This window comes from Cohnella faecalis (assembly GCF_003570905.1).
GTDB classification, from domain to species: domain Bacteria; phylum Bacillota; class Bacilli; order Paenibacillales; family Paenibacillaceae; genus Cohnella; species Cohnella faecalis.
Genome location: NZ_QXJM01000037.1, coordinates 234,085 through 247,783, shown reverse-complemented (window position 1 = coordinate 247,783; position 13,699 = coordinate 234,085). Strand labels below are relative to the sequence as shown.

General features: G+C 52.8%; 13 protein-coding genes and 1 pseudogene. 5 read left to right on the top strand and 9 right to left on the bottom strand.

What is annotated here, in order from left to right; genetic code table 11:
* Positions 1–168: 168 nt before the first annotated feature.
* Complete coding sequence (locus tag D3H35_RS12445; RefSeq protein WP_119149667.1) at positions 169–1,002, bottom strand: sulfurtransferase; 834 nt, start codon at positions 1,000–1,002, stop codon at positions 169–171.
* A gap of 130 nt (positions 1,003–1,132) precedes the next feature.
* Positions 1,133–1,546, bottom strand: a complete 414-nt coding sequence (locus D3H35_RS12440) for a DUF2203 domain-containing protein (protein WP_119149666.1) — start codon at positions 1,544–1,546, stop codon at positions 1,133–1,135.
* Between the two features lie 197 nt (positions 1,547–1,743).
* Here D3H35_RS12440 and D3H35_RS12435 point away from each other — a divergent pair, with 197 nt between their 5' ends.
* The gene (locus tag D3H35_RS12435) at positions 1,744–2,868 is read left to right on the top strand and encodes an NADH:flavin oxidoreductase (protein ID WP_119149665.1); all 1,125 of its coding nucleotides are present in this window, start codon (positions 1,744–1,746) and stop codon (positions 2,866–2,868) included.
* A 96-nt stretch (positions 2,869–2,964) separates the two neighbouring features.
* On the opposite strand, the gene D3H35_RS12430 is transcribed toward D3H35_RS12435, so the two are convergent.
* Positions 2,965–3,762 carry a tetratricopeptide repeat protein gene (locus D3H35_RS12430; protein WP_119149664.1) on the bottom strand — a complete coding sequence of 266 codons (798 nt, stop codon included), beginning with the start codon at positions 3,760–3,762 and terminating at the stop codon, positions 2,965–2,967.
* A 258-nt stretch (positions 3,763–4,020) separates the two neighbouring features.
* Here D3H35_RS12430 and D3H35_RS12425 point away from each other — a divergent pair, with 258 nt between their 5' ends.
* Complete coding sequence (locus tag D3H35_RS12425) at positions 4,021–4,674, top strand: metal-dependent hydrolase (protein ID WP_119149663.1); 654 nt, start codon at positions 4,021–4,023, stop codon at positions 4,672–4,674.
* 11 nt (positions 4,675–4,685) lie between these two features.
* Complete coding sequence (locus D3H35_RS12420; protein ID WP_119149662.1) at positions 4,686–5,936, top strand: MFS transporter; 1,251 nt, start codon at positions 4,686–4,688, stop codon at positions 5,934–5,936.
* Between the two features lie 306 nt (positions 5,937–6,242).
* Here D3H35_RS12420 and D3H35_RS12415 read toward each other — a convergent pair whose 3' ends face one another.
* The 5 genes from D3H35_RS12415 to D3H35_RS12395 all read right to left on the bottom strand — a co-directional run bounded on the left by D3H35_RS12415 (position 6,243) and on the right by D3H35_RS12395 (position 10,631).
* A complete protein-coding gene (locus D3H35_RS12415) occupies positions 6,243–7,739 on the bottom strand; it encodes an outer membrane protein assembly factor BamB family protein (protein WP_119149661.1) in 1,497 nt (498 codons plus the stop codon).
* 191 nt (positions 7,740–7,930) lie between these two features.
* Positions 7,931–8,188, bottom strand: coding sequence for a YqkE family protein (locus D3H35_RS12410; RefSeq protein WP_119149660.1), 258 nt, complete (start codon positions 8,186–8,188; stop codon positions 7,931–7,933).
* A gap of 6 nt (positions 8,189–8,194) precedes the next feature.
* A complete protein-coding gene (locus D3H35_RS12405; protein WP_119149659.1) occupies positions 8,195–8,932 on the bottom strand; it encodes a M15 family metallopeptidase in 738 nt (245 codons plus the stop codon).
* A gap of 100 nt (positions 8,933–9,032) precedes the next feature.
* Positions 9,033–10,055, bottom strand: a complete 1,023-nt coding sequence (locus D3H35_RS12400; RefSeq protein WP_119149658.1) for a glucosaminidase domain-containing protein — start codon at positions 10,053–10,055, stop codon at positions 9,033–9,035.
* 174 nt (positions 10,056–10,229) lie between these two features.
* Positions 10,230–10,631 (bottom strand): MerR family transcriptional regulator, encoded by a 402-nt coding sequence (locus D3H35_RS12395; RefSeq protein WP_119149657.1) that lies wholly within the window; start codon positions 10,629–10,631, stop codon positions 10,230–10,232.
* Between the two features lie 88 nt (positions 10,632–10,719).
* Here D3H35_RS12395 and D3H35_RS12390 point away from each other — a divergent pair, with 88 nt between their 5' ends.
* A complete protein-coding gene (locus D3H35_RS12390) occupies positions 10,720–12,012 on the top strand; it encodes an arsenic transporter (RefSeq protein ID WP_119149656.1) in 1,293 nt (430 codons plus the stop codon).
* A gap of 31 nt (positions 12,013–12,043) precedes the next feature.
* Complete coding sequence (arsC, locus tag D3H35_RS12385; RefSeq protein ID WP_119149655.1) at positions 12,044–12,469, top strand: arsenate reductase (thioredoxin); 426 nt, start codon at positions 12,044–12,046, stop codon at positions 12,467–12,469.
* A 233-nt stretch (positions 12,470–12,702) separates the two neighbouring features.
* Here arsC and D3H35_RS12380 read toward each other — a convergent pair.
* Positions 12,703–13,694 (bottom strand): annotated as a pseudogene (locus D3H35_RS12380) (aldo/keto reductase).
* Positions 13,695–13,699 lie beyond the last annotated feature (5 nt).

Sequence of the window (13,699 nt, the reverse complement as noted above, 5' to 3'; positions counted from 1 at the left end):
TGGATATCAATGGTTCTTCAAACCTGAAAAAGCGACCTCTCCCTAAGGAAAGGCCGCCTAATATATCATGAAGAAAAAATCCGCTCCCGCCCATGCAATCTTAAGGCGCCGTTCTCGACCGATTCAGTTGGAAAGCGACCGCAGAAAGACTGGGCGATGGAGACATTCTCAAGGAAGAGAGATTTCCGTATCCTCCGAATTCCCCCACTCCGCCCAGGAGCCTTCGTATGGCCGCACGTTCGGATAACCGAGCAGCCGAAGCGCGAAATAAGTATGAGCGCCCCTGCCGTTCGATTGGCAATAAGGCACGACTGTCTTCTCCTTCAAGACGCCGGCGCTCTCGAATTGCTCCGTCAGTACCGCGCCGCTCTTGAAAATCGGAGCTTCCGGAACCGTGCGATCGACGGCATCCTTCCATTCCAAATGTACGGCTCCCGGAATATGGCCGCCTCTGGCATTGTTGCGCAGATTGTCTCCCCGGTACTCGTCGATAGCTCGGGTATCCAGCGCAACGATGCTGGTATCGTTCAATTCCCGCTGCAATTGATTCTTCCCGGTGAAGCGCTCCGGATGCGGAGTTGCCGAGAAATTCCCCCGGGCTTGCCAGGTTTCTTCGACCGACAACGGTTTGCCGGCTCGCAGCCATATGGCGAGGCCGCCGTTCAACACCTTTACCTTGTCCGCATGTCCGTAATATTCAAGCGCATAAAAAAGACGGGTCGCTTGGACCGAATCTCCTTCGTCATAGACGATCACTGTCGTATTGGCGTTAATGCCGGCAGACTGCGCGAGCTCGGTAAACAAATCGGCCGGAACGATGCCGATGCCGTCCTTCGACTTGGTTAGCGCCGACGGTAGCGATACGGCTCCCGGAATATGCCCGTCTTCGAAGCCCTTCGTTCTCGCGTCGATAATAATAGCGCCCTCTTTAAGCGAATAGCGCTCGACCTCGTTCACATCCGCTAACAAATGCCCGTTCGTATAGTCCTTCACATAGCTCATTTCCGTCAGCCTCCAAGTATTTGGATAAATAACAAAAGAGACCCGCCCCTAAGGAAACAGATCTCCAGTCTTCTGGTCGATTGCAGCACCGCTATTATACACTACAATTGCGATGAGAATAAAGGGTTATTCACTCCTCGCGATCCGACAAAGACTTTCGACCCGCAAATCCGTCGTGCCACCCATGGTAATGGGTAATGCTCTCTTCCCCTTCCATCCAGCAGATCAGCACGTCTTTGCCATCCAGGACGGCGGGGAAATCGATCAAACCGGGCTCTATCGATTTCAACAGAACGCCGTTTCGTTTGAAGTTCTCCAGCAGGAGCTCCGCCTCGGCTCTCATGAAATCGAGCTTGCCCTCTTCTTCGAAAAAGGGATCCTCCTCCGTGCCTATCGACATCTGCTTATGCAGAGCTTTCCTTTTTTGCAATTTGACGTATCGGGTTCGAAGCTCCGCCATAAGCGCCTGTACGTTTCCCAAGTCCTCCTTCAACCTTGGCAGCAAGGCGTTCGCTTCGTCAAGCGTAAACGTTCTATTTTCCATATGTGACCGCTCCCTCCCCAAAATGTACCTGTATTAATGATTTCAATCTTAATATCGATTAATTCGATCGGAATTTCGTCCCTGCTTCTTTGACTTTGGTTCGTAATATGCGAGAATGGACGTTAAGCAACATCCGTTGCGCCAATGTTAACCTATCGGAGAGCCGAATCGCAAATGCCTATGAAGGAGGAATAAGCATGTCCAGTCAAGAAAGCACGGCCGATGAAGTAACGGTGCAAGCCTTGTTCGAGCCTTACCAAGAGGGAAATTTGAAGCTATCTAACCGAATCGTGATGGCTCCGATGACGAGAGGCTTTTCCCCGAACGGAGTTCCCGGTCCGGACGTAGCCGACTATTACCGCAGACGAGCGGCGAACGGCGTTGGCCTGATTGTAACCGAGGGAACGTTGATCAATCATCCGGCGGCGGCTGCAAGCCCGAATTGGCCGAACTTCCATGGAGATGAGGCTTTGCAAGGATGGGCCAAAGTCGTTGAAGCCGTTCACTCGGCGGGCGGACGGATCATTCCGCAATTGTGGCATGTCGGTACGACCCGCAAGATCGGGAGCCTCCCGAATCCCGAAGCGCTGCCCGTCGGACCGTCCGGAATCGATGCGGCGACGGGAGAACAAGTATCCGAGCCATTATCGGAGCAAGAGATCGCTTCCTTGGTCGAAGCGTTCGCCCAAGCGGCATCCGATGCCAAGCGAATCGGGTTCGACGGTATCGAAATTCATGGCGCGCACGGTTATTTGATCGATCAGTTTTTCTGGGAAAAAACGAACCGGAGAACGGATCGCTACGGCGGCAGCCTGGCCGCTCGCACCCTCTTCGCGACGGAAGTTGTGAAAGCTTGCCGGCAAGCCGTCGGTCCCGACTTTCCTATCGTGTTCCGATTCTCTCAATGGAAAGGAGCCGATTACTCGGCGAAGCTGGTTCAAACTCCCGAAGAGTTGGAGCAATTCTTGGCCCCACTGGCCGAAGCCGGCGTCGATGTCTTTCATTGCTCGACTCGTCGCTTCTGGGAGCCCGAGTTCGAAGGCTCCGACCTGAACCTTGCAGGCTGGACGAAGAAATTAACCGGCAAACCGACGATTACGGTCGGCTCCGTCGGCCTTGACGTCGAATTCACGAAGAGAGACGAAAGCGCCAATACTGTTACGCTGGACAAGCTGCTTGATCGACTGAACCGCGGCGATTTCGATCTGGTAGCCGTCGGCCGCGCGCTTCTTCACGACCCCGAATGGGCCGTCAAAATCCGCGATGGCCGCTCGGACGAGCTGCGCCCTTATTCGCAAGAATCGACGAAAACATTGTACTGAATGAAAGCACCGATATCAATTCCTTACCCAAAAAACGGAAAGGCAGCCCTCCATCGGAAACAGGGGCTGCCTTCTTCTACCCATAAGTGCATCAGATTAACGCTTCAATAGCTCCTTGCGCAGCGAAGAAAGAAACTTTTTCGAAAATTTTCGAGGTCCCATTGAGATGATGGAAGCGCCTAAAAGAACGATTGTCGTGCCTGTTCTTTCATTAAGAAGCGCTTGCTGAACGGAACCGAGCAGCGAAGTTTTCACGGCTTGCAGCTTGCTGCTCCCACGGCTCGATTGTCTAGAGCCCGCTTTCTCGTTCGTCCCCTTCTTCATTTGATCGATTAAGCCGCGGTATTGGTGGCTATCCGGCTGCTCCATTAATTTGCCCCACCAGCTATCGGCTTCCGCCTGACGATCGGAACGGAAATAAGCGGCGCCCAGCTCGTACAGCAACTCCTGATAAATTCCGGGCGCGAGCGAGGACGGATCGGATTGGCAGGCTTCGATCAGAAACTTGTAGTCTTCGATTGCCGTACCCGTGCGGCTGAAATATTTTTCCGGAAGACGGTACGCCACTTTGCCTCTAAGCAGCCGGATCGTACGGTCATGCGGTGCGCGGGCAACCGCATCGTCGAGAAGCTTTAAGGCGCTTTTCGCCAGCCTCAGCCGTTCTTTCGGCTTGGTCTCGTCTCTCGCGAGCAATGCCAATACGCTTCCAAAATAAGCGTCCACTATCGGTTGATCCGGGTGCTCGGTCCGAAGCCGCTTGAATGCGCGTTCCGCCGTCCTAACGGCGTCCCGGTCGCCAGCCGCTCCTTTCTGTTGCCATTCGATCGCCTTCTCCAGCTTCTGGTCGAACGAAGCCGTGCCTGGAGATTGATTCGATGAGCCGTTATTATCCATAATGATGCCCTCCCCGAACGAATCTATAAAGTCGGACTATTCAATCATTTGGTCATTTTAGTTTTAAAGTTACGTCACTTCTCTACCAAGCTCAATCGACGCCAACCTATCTTTTTCAAAAAACGGCGAACGTCCTGCAAGCCGCCCTCTTCCCGGTTGGTTGTCCCAGGCCGGCACTGCGGGTATAATAACGAAGCAAACGTACGTTTGCGTAGTCGGAGCTCCCGTCTACATCCTGTCAGTCCGCGGAGGGAAATCATGAAAGGTTCGACCCATCTTGCTATCGGCGCGGCCGTAGGAGCCGCCGCCTCCTTGTACTATCCGTTCAGCTTTCACAGCGCGGCGTTATACGTAACCGCAGCTTCCGTCTCCGCATTAAGCGCGGACCTTGACGGCCCGAGCCTCTTAAGCAACAAGCTTAAGCTGGGCAAGCTGGCCGAGGCGCTGAGAGAGTTCGTTATTTGGGCGGGCGTTCTCTTAATGGGAATCGTCGCTTATCGTTATTATTCGGATCTTCGGTTCGACAAGACGTTCGCCGCTTCCGGGATTGCGCTTTTTCTAATTGGAATCGCGACGAAGGAGGGCGTCATTCGCAACTTGCTCGTCAGTGTGATCGGCGGCGGTTTTCTATATGCCGGATTTACTTCCGGGCAGCCGTGGCTAATGGGCTTTGGCTTGTTCGTAGCTTGGGCGCCTTGGTTGAAGCATCGCGGCATGACTCATACCGTGTGGGCCTTGCTGCTGTGGGCGCTTATCGGGCGCGGGCTGGAGAGGCAGCTTGGCTTGGATGGAATCATGGCGGCCTCCGCAGCCGGATACGCCTCGCACTTGCTGGCCGATACGTTAACGCCTCAAGGCGTTAAGTGGCTTTATCCGATTTACAAAAAATCTATTAAATTTCCTCTATCGTAAGGAGATTTGCCTTGACTAGCGAACGTCCAGACACCAAGTCTCGTCTCTCCCGCAATTATAAGCTTCAGCTTGCTACCGTCTTTGTCGGTTTTCTCGTGTTCGGATTTTCGGAAAATATAAAGGGACCCGCTATTCCCCGGATTCAGACGAGCTTCGGCATTGATGAGATGCAGCTCGGAACGCTGCTGTCTCTCAATGCTCTAGGCTATTTGCTGGCTTGCACATTCACGGCATTCCTTGTCCGTAAGCTCGGCATTAAGCGGGTCAGCCTGTTTGCTTTCGGATCCATGACGCTTTCCGGAATTCTAATTTTTTTGTCTCATCACTACTCGGCTTTTTCAGTTTCTTACTTCCTTATGTACATAGGCAATGGGATTCTGGAAATCGCCCTAGCTATACTCGGAGCGAGAATATTCGTGCGCAATACCGGCACGATGATGAACCTGTCCCACTTTTTCTACGGACTAAGCTCCACCGTCGCTCCGATGATCGCCTCCGGCTTGATGACGGTGACGGTGCTCAGCTGGGAATTGGATTGGCGGGGAATGTACCTGCTCATTCTTTCCCTCTCCGTCATTCCGATGATTCCGGCTCTATTCGCCTCTTTTCCAGGCGACGAGCTGGCGGAAAACGAAAGAATCCCTTGGTCCTCCTTGATGCGCGATCGCACCGTTTGGCTCTTGGTGCTCATCTTGACGTTCGGAGTCGTATCGGAGCTTGCCGTCGGCGGCTGGCTTGTCAACTATTTGGAGAAGGCTTATGGCTGGGAATCGGCGTCCGCTTCCGGAATGCTGTCCGCGTTCTTCCTATGCTTTACGTTCGCCAGGCTCTTTCTCGGACCGATTACAGACCGAATCGGCTTTACTCTATCGTTAATTATTTTTTCCGGATTTTCAGGATTGTGTACGATTGCGGCAATAGCGGCCGGACAAGCCGGAGCCATTCTGTTCGCGGCAGCCGGAATCGGCATCGCCCCCGTATATCCGACGATTATGGCTTTCATTGCGAAGAGGTATCGCCGGCAGAGCGACACGGTTATCACGTTCACCGTCACGCTCATGGGCATCGGCAACGTTATCGGCAATTACTTGATCGGCGCTATCACACAAAGCTTCAAAGCCGGCGATACAGCCAGAGCGGACGCCGGTTTGATGCGAGGACTGCAGGCGGGGTACTCGTTCATCGCCCTATGCGCTCTCTTATGCTCGGCAACGGGCATTATTCTGTATCGCCGCCTGAAGAAGCGAAACGAATTGTTGTAATTCGTTGATGAGGGAACAGTTGTCCAGACTTACGCGAAAAGCCAAAGCAGAAGCGCATACATGTAAAACATTCCGTTAAATCGGTTGCTGTTGGTTCGTATTCATCCGATACCTGCATTTGTTGCAGCTAGTTTGGCTTATTATCCCGATTTCCGATGAGATTGGGGAAATGAAGTGCACGATTTACAGTTAGTCCCTCCATCGCTCCTTACCAGCATAAAGTACCTGCACGAAGATCAGCTATTTCTAACGAAAAAAAGAAGAACCGGGGAAGCAATAAACTTCGCCCGGTTCTTTATTCGTTCGCTATTGCAGCTTCAAGCCGAAAATTTTCCCTCCGCGCGACGCTACGACGGCATAGTCGCCAAAGACGGCCGGCGACGATTCGACGTTCGCCCCGACGTTCGCGGTTCCTCGAACCTTCCCGTCGATCGCCGAAACGATGGAGACATTGCCGACCGAATCGGCTTGCACGATATACGCTTTTCCCGCCTCGCTGTATACGTCTACCGGAGACGACCAGCTGTAATTTTTCATCGGGAGCTTCCATAGCTCCTTGCCCGACTTCTTGTCGACGGCGACCATCAGCCCGCCCTTGAACGTCCCGTGACGGGCAAGCGTGAAAATGACCATATGGCCGATTTCTTTCTTGCCTAGCGCAGGAGTAGCCAGGAGACCGCCGTTGACCGGATGCTCTCCTAGCAGCGAGAAGCACGGATATTTGCGAGTCCAGACGACTTTGCCGGTCAGTCCGTTGATTTTTCGAAGGAACGAATAGCCGCCGATTCCCTGCTTATCTACCTCGGTACCGGTATAAAGGTAGGGAACGCCCTCCTCCTGCTCGATAACGATCGACGCGTCCGTATCGTCGCTCGCCGGCAGCGTCCAGAGCGGAACGTTCTTCTCCAGATCCATCGCCTGCAAGCTGCCGCCGTTATCGGCGAAGAAAGCCAAATTTCGATAGACCGCCACGGAATTCTCGATTCCCTGATAGCTGTTGCCCGCGATTTGATAACGATACTTGCTGACGACCGGGCTAACCTTGATCGATTTTTGCGCGGGGTTAAACGCCGTGTTCAGCTTGATGTTGAAAAACAAGCCGTTCTCGCCGCCGACCACCAACGTATCCTCTTCGCGATTGAACAGCGCCGAGCTGTCGAAGGCTCCCCATGTGCGCTTGGCGTAAGGGTCCTTGCCCGACATGTAGTATAGCCTTTTTTGGTTGGTCAGGCTGAACAGGCTAAAGCCGATCGTTCCTTTCTCCGGAATACCCTCTCCGACGTATAGAAGCGGATAGCCGCGAGCGTCGACCGACACGCTGCCCTTGATCGGATTGCCGATCTTGATCGGGCTTCGCGTCTCTTCCCCCGTCTGCAAATCCAAAAAATAGACGTTTCCGTCAAGGGAGGCGTAGATGACTTCCGTGAATCCCGGCTTTTTCAAAAATTTGGCCTTCACGTTCATCGTCTTCAGTACTTCCGGGCTCCACTTCACGATAGCAGGCTGTCCCGTCCATCCGGCGCCACCGCCCCAGCTGCTCTTCTTCGTTGCTTTGTTCCAAGCGATTACAGGCTTGAATTGCTTCATCTCTGTCGTCCCGAATGCGGGAGCGCTTCTTTCGCTCGAGCCGCGAAACGTCAGCACGCCCTCCACTTCGGTGTAAACTTCGGGAAATTGCTGCGGCTTCGGCAGTTGACTCCATTTGTACGAGATGATGCTTTGCGCTTCAGCCGTTCCTTGAACGAGCAGCATCAACGATAAGAGCAGCAGACTCAAGCTCCTTTTTCCGAGGAAGGCTTTCATGAAACTCCCCTTTACATATCTAATATTTCTATATATTTCCTTGGCAACACTCTTATTTATAGAATAAATCGAATGGTTTAGCAATGCTAAATCCTTGTCGAACGTCGCCAAAACGCAAAAAAAACACGACCTGCGGGCCGCGCGCTATAAAAGCGATATTGGTGAATATTTCCGTTACGGGTTGAACCGATTCAATATTTGGTCGTTTTCACTTTCGAATGGTTGAGCAAATAGGCAAAATCGTTCTCGTTGCGCTTCTGCTCTTCCTTGCGGGCTTCCTCTTCCTTCTTCCTCTTCTGCTCGGCTTGCTGAAGCTGCTCCTGCTTCATCTGATCCGTATGAGCCTTGAGCTTGGCCAATGTATCGGCGCTCAACAGATCTTTTAACGTTGCGGGCTTATCCGAAGCTTCCGCTTTTACCGGCTGGGACCTTCTGTTCTTGCTGCTCATCTTCCATCACTCCACGTTGAAATTAAAGTAGGTTTTCGGATATGGCTCGGACCGCAGCGTATAATGCCACCATTCCTTACTGTAGGACTTGAAGCCGTGCTTCTCCATCGCCTTCTTGAGCAGAGTGCGATTCGCCGTCTGCTTGGCCGTTATTTTCTTCGTCCCGTGACTGGACACCGGGTCCAGAAAGTCGAAGGAGCCTCCCATGTCCGCCTCTTCGCCCGTCTTCGCGATCACAAGCGTCAGATCGACGGTGCTGCCTCTCGAATGACCGGATTTGCTCGCCAAGTATCCAAGCTTAAACAAATCCTTCTTAGCTACATTAGGATAATAGGACTTCTTCGCCTTCGTATCCTTCGCGTCTTTGGACCATCGAATAAAGTGATCTACCGCTTTTTGCGGACGATAGGCATCGAAAATTTTGAGCCGATATCCTTTTTTCGCAAGCTCGTCGCTGACCGATTTTAAGGAAGACGCCGCCTTGGAGGTCAGAATAGCGTACGGAGCCTTATAGCCGTCGATTCGAGCGCCGACAAAATTATTGTCGCCGTAGTAACGAATATCGAATATAGCCGTCGGAATCGCTTCGTCCAAGTACACAAAGCCTTTAGGCAATTCGCGTTTTTTCTCGGCCGTATCCTTCTTGATATTGCTTGTGGCGGCTTGAGCCCCGACCGTCGGCACAACGAGAGCGAGCGACAAAGCTATGACGATGAGAGCCAGCTTCCTAACAGTGTGCGTCATACGCGACGATCCTCTCCGATATTTCCGCCTTGGCATCCTTCCATCATTATAAAACAGATAGCTCAAATAAGCTCGTCGTTCGAAAACGAACGAAGGCAAGCTACAGCTTTTTATAATCGCCCTTCATGATGCTTATCACTAAACCGGGCCACTTCGGATTGGAGGGACAATATTTTTTTGCGATCTTCTCTATGGTCGTATAGCCCTTCCCGACATAGCTTTTGGACAGCAAACGGCCAAACGTATGTACGCTGTCTTCTTTCGTTTCGAAGCTGAAAGCTTTATTATGGGCTCCGTCGATGGCGTTCAAGCCGAAAAGGTTGTTTTTGATTTTGGCAAGCCTGCTTTTGCCGTTGCCGCTTTCGAGCTTCATCACTGCAATCGTGAAGTAGGCGTTGATGCCATACTCCTCCTCGATGTCCAGAATCGCCTCCTCCAGACCGTGTCCCGCTAAAGCCGTTCCTTTGAAAATCGTTGCAATATGCTCCTCCGTCAAGCCCGAATCGGAGCTTACGGCAGATGTCGGCTGCTTCGGATCTTCAATTGTATCGAGGACGACGACCGGTTCGTCCGTTTTGGCGATCGCCGTCACGGTTTTGCTGTTCTTTAATACGGCATAATCGGCATGAACGTAACCTCTTCCTTCCAGCTCGAGCCAACCGTTATCCGTCGTTCTTTTCACAGCAATCGCCGTTCCATGTTTAATGACATTAAGTATTTTGGACTTGGAATTGGGCTTCTCCCTCACGTTGAGGTAATAGGCGGTTACTTCATATGTATACTCCATCGTTTCCGGGGGTTCTTGAACAATCGGCTGCTTGGAGGGTTCGTTCTGAATGACTGGAGAGCTTGCAGGGAGACGTTCCACGGATGGCGCGGCGTTCACTGCAAGGTAGCGTGCTTGCAACAAGCCTGTAGCGAGGCCGTAAGGTTGAATAAACAGTTTGAACGGCGAGGAAAGATCTGATGCGGCCGGCTCCTCCTGCGCGGCGGCTTGCGGTTCGTTCACTGTCGGCGAGGGAGACTGGACGACATGTTGAGCGGGAAAGCTCATGCCCATCGTGAAGATCACGATAACGCAGAGCATATAGAGGAACCCGGTTTTTCGGAGGTTCATACGCATAACAACACCTCTTTCTTGGTTGGATGAAAGATGCTCGTTACGATATAGATAAGATTGTACTCAGTAGTCGTTGAGAATCATGTCAAACGATCTGGTTTCGTTCTGCGATTTCTTTGTCGATCCCCCACAGGCGATAATATGTCCGAAAAAATAAAAAAACCGCGCTTAGCGCGGTCAGTCATCTTTCATTTTGATGGTCATAGGACTTGGGTCCGAGAAGCATTGCTCCCAGGAGAGACAGTCGCATCCGATGCTTTTTGCCAGTACGGACTGCATCCTCTTCATCTGGTTGATTTGCTCCTCCAGCTCTTGCTGCTTCTGCCTAGCCATGACTCTCCACCGCTCCGAAGGCGGAACATTGGAATCGAAGCCGTCCAGCAGTTGCTTGATTTCGACGATTTGAAAGCCTGCGCTCTGGGCCAGCTTAATGATTTCCAAGCGGCTGACAATCTCTTCCGTGTATGCCCTCTTCCCGCTTATCCGCTGCGGCGGCGGGATCAAGCCGATCTGTTCGTAGTAACGGAGCGTCGATGCCGATGCGCCGCTTTGTCTGGCTACTTCGCCTATCGAAAGCAAAAGAAAAACCTCCTTGACTTCAAGCTAGCTTTAAGTGATACGCTTCAACAAGCATACCGGATTGGAAAAACTTCAACAAGGAGGTTTTATGGCAGTTGTCGCATCGGCTTTATTCGTCATTACTTTAGTTTTTGTCATCTGGCAGCCAAAGGGTCTCAACATCGGATGGTCGGCATGCGGGGGAGCCGTTATCGCTCTTATTATCGGAGTTGTCGACATTGGGGACGTATGGGACGTGACCCTTATCGTCTGGAATGCCACGTTGGCCTTCGTCGCCGTCATTCTGATTTCGTTGATGATGGACGAAATCGGATTTTTCGAATGGGCGGCTTTGCAGGTGGCAAGATTGGCTCGAGGAAACGGAACGCTCCTGTTTGTATACGTCGTATTGCTAGGAGCCGCCGTAGCCGCATTGTTCGCGAATGACGGCGCCGCACTCATTTTGACTCCGATCGTGCTGGCAATGGTGCGAGCCTTGAAGTTCGAAGATCGTATGATTCTCCCCTTCGTCATGGCGTGCGGCTTCATATCGGATACCGCCTCCTTGCCGCTGGTCGTCAGCAACCTCGTGAACATCGTCTCCTCGGACTTTTTCGGAATCGGATTCGCGCAGTATGCCCATCGGATGCTCGTTCCTGCGTTGTTTGCCATTGCTTCGAGCTTGCTCGTGCTGATCTTGTTCTACCGAAGAAGCATTCCAAAGCGGTATGATCTGGCGCAGTTAAAGCAGCCGAAAAACGCGATCAAGGATATTCGTTTGTTTCGGATCACATGGGTCATTCTTGTCATACTGTTGGCGGCTTATATGACTAGCGGGCTGCTGGAGGTTCCCGTCTCTATTATCGCAGGCGCTGCGGCAATCGCGTTTCTGTCGCTTGCAAGGAGAAATCGGGAAATCCGTACGTGGAACGTCGTCAAAGGCGCCCCCTGGGCCGTCGTCGTCTTTTCGATCGGGATGTATGTCGTCGTGTACGGGCTGCGCAATGCGGGAATGACGGACAAGCTCGGGGACCTTTTTGCCTGGGTCGGCGAACAAGGACTGTTCGTCGCGACAATCGGCTCGGGCTTCATAGCCGCTGTTCTTTCCTCCGTCATGAACAACATGCCGACCGTTATGATCAACGCGCTTGCAATCGAAGGGACGAATTCGAGCGGAGCTTTGCATGAAGCGTTCGTGTACGCTAACGTGATCGGCTCCGATCTGGGCCCGAAAATTACGCCGATCGGCTCGCTGGCTACCCTGCTCTGGCTTCACGTTCTGTCTCGAAAAGGGGTCAAAATCACGTGGGGCGCTTATTTCCGAACGGGAATTATCCTCGTTATTCCGGTATTGTTCGTTACTCTGGCGGCGCTTTATTTGTGGCTGACTGTTGTTGGCTAACTCATTTCAATTCAAAGGGGATTTTCTTAACATGGTTAATAAACCGCTTATCTATTTCTTATGCACAGGCAACTCTTGCCGCAGCCAAATTGCCGACGGGTTCATGAAAGCGCTCGGGAGCGACTGGTATGAAGTGAAAAGCGCCGGACTGGAAGCGCACGGCCTTAACCCGCGAGCTGTCCAAGTTATGCAAGAAGCCGGAATCGACATTTCCGGCCACTCATCGGACGTTATCGATCCGGAGCTGTTGAACCGGGCTGCTTACGTCATAACGCTGTGCGGACATGCGGACGAGCATTGCCCGGTCATTACGAACGTTAATGTCATTAAATATCATTGGGGCTTCGACGATCCGGCCAAAGCAACCGGAACCGAACACGAAATCATTTCCCAGTTTCGCCACGTGCGCGATGCCATCAAAGCTCGAATTGAGCTCTTTTTGCTGGACGGAAAGTGAGAGAGCAATTGAGTCGCGGCACATCGCTAGCTCGTACTTGAAGCGTCGGCTTGAGTTGTGATGAGTCGCGGCACAATTCCGGCTCGCACTCGAAGCTTCGGCTTGAGTTGTGATGATTCGCGGCACAATTCCGGCTCGCACTCGAAGCTTCGGCGGAGTTGCGATGATTCGTGGCACATATAACAAAAGGTTGAGCAAGGGTCAACAACTCCCCCGCTCAACCTTTTAATCCGTTATTGTGCCAAAATGCTCTCAATCCGCGCCAGCTCTTCGTCCGCGAACGTTGAATTGCTCAGAGCATCGACTGCGTCTTCGATTTGCGACGATCGGCTCGCACCGATTAACGCCGAAGTCACCTTGCCGCCGCGAAGCACCCACGCAAGCGCCATCTGCGACAACTTTTGTCCGCGCTCCCGAGCGAGCTCGTTCAGTTGGGCCACCTTGGACATAACCGCCTCCGTCAGCTCCTCGGGCCGCAAAAATGGGCTCGGTCCCGCCGCCCGCGAATCCGTCGCGATGCCGTTCAAGTACCGGTCGGTCAAAATCCCCTTCTCAAGCGGAGAAAAGACGATGGAGCCGATCCCTTCTTCCTCAAGCACGTCCAGCAGCCCGTTCTCCGGTTGACGCGACAGCATCGAATACTTCGGCTGGTGAATGAGACAAGGCGTTCCGAGCCTTTTCAAAATACGAGCGCCCTCCCGAGTCTGCTCCGGCGAGTAATTCGAGAAGCCTACATACAGCGCTTTGCCTTGACGAACGATCAGATCCAAGGCTGCCATCGTTTCCTCCAGCGGCGTATCCGGGTCGGGACGGTGGTGATAAAAGATGTCGACATATTCCAGACCGAGTCTGCGAAGACTTTGATCGAGGCTGGCGACCAAGCTCTTCTTGGAGCCCCATTCCCCGTAAGCCCCGGCCACATGTAATAGCCCGCCTTCGACGAGACGATGATCTCATCCCGGTAAGAGGCGAAATCGTCCTTCAAAATTCGCCCGAACGTCTCCTCGGCGGAACCGGCCGGCGGACCGTAGTTGTTAGCAAGGTCGAAGTGGGTAATGCCCAGATCAAACGCTCGGCGAACCATGCTCCTGCCGTTCTCGTATTTGTCGATACCGCCGAAATTATGCCACAAGCCAAGCGAGATAGCCGGAAGCTTCAGCCCGCTTTTGCCGCTCCTGCGATATGTCATCGATTCGTATCTTCCTTCATGCGCCGTGTAGACCATCGCAA

Bases quoted from the DNA above. Each gene is read 5' to 3' on its own strand.
- D3H35_RS12445 (WP_119149667.1), bottom strand. From the start codon at position 1,002: ATGAGCTATGTGAAGGACTATACGAACGGGCATTTGTTAGCGGATGTG.
- D3H35_RS12440 (WP_119149666.1), bottom strand. From the start codon at position 1,546: ATGGAAAATAGAACGTTTACGCTTGACGAAGCGAACGCCTTGCTGCCA.
- D3H35_RS12435 (WP_119149665.1), top strand. From the start codon at position 1,744: ATGTCCAGTCAAGAAAGCACGGCCGATGAAGTAACGGTGCAAGCCTTG.
- D3H35_RS12430 (WP_119149664.1), bottom strand. From the start codon at position 3,762: ATGGATAATAACGGCTCATCGAATCAATCTCCAGGCACGGCTTCGTTC.
- D3H35_RS12425 (WP_119149663.1), top strand. From the start codon at position 4,021: ATGAAAGGTTCGACCCATCTTGCTATCGGCGCGGCCGTAGGAGCCGCC.
- D3H35_RS12415 (WP_119149661.1), bottom strand. From the start codon at position 7,739: ATGAAAGCCTTCCTCGGAAAAAGGAGCTTGAGTCTGCTGCTCTTATCG.
- D3H35_RS12410 (WP_119149660.1), bottom strand. From the start codon at position 8,188: ATGAGCAGCAAGAACAGAAGGTCCCAGCCGGTAAAAGCGGAAGCTTCG.
- D3H35_RS12405 (WP_119149659.1), bottom strand. From the start codon at position 8,932: ATGACGCACACTGTTAGGAAGCTGGCTCTCATCGTCATAGCTTTGTCG.
- D3H35_RS12400 (WP_119149658.1), bottom strand. From the start codon at position 10,055: ATGCGTATGAACCTCCGAAAAACCGGGTTCCTCTATATGCTCTGCGTT.
- D3H35_RS12390 (WP_119149656.1), top strand. From the start codon at position 10,720: ATGGCAGTTGTCGCATCGGCTTTATTCGTCATTACTTTAGTTTTTGTC.
- arsC (WP_119149655.1), top strand. From the start codon at position 12,044: ATGGTTAATAAACCGCTTATCTATTTCTTATGCACAGGCAACTCTTGC.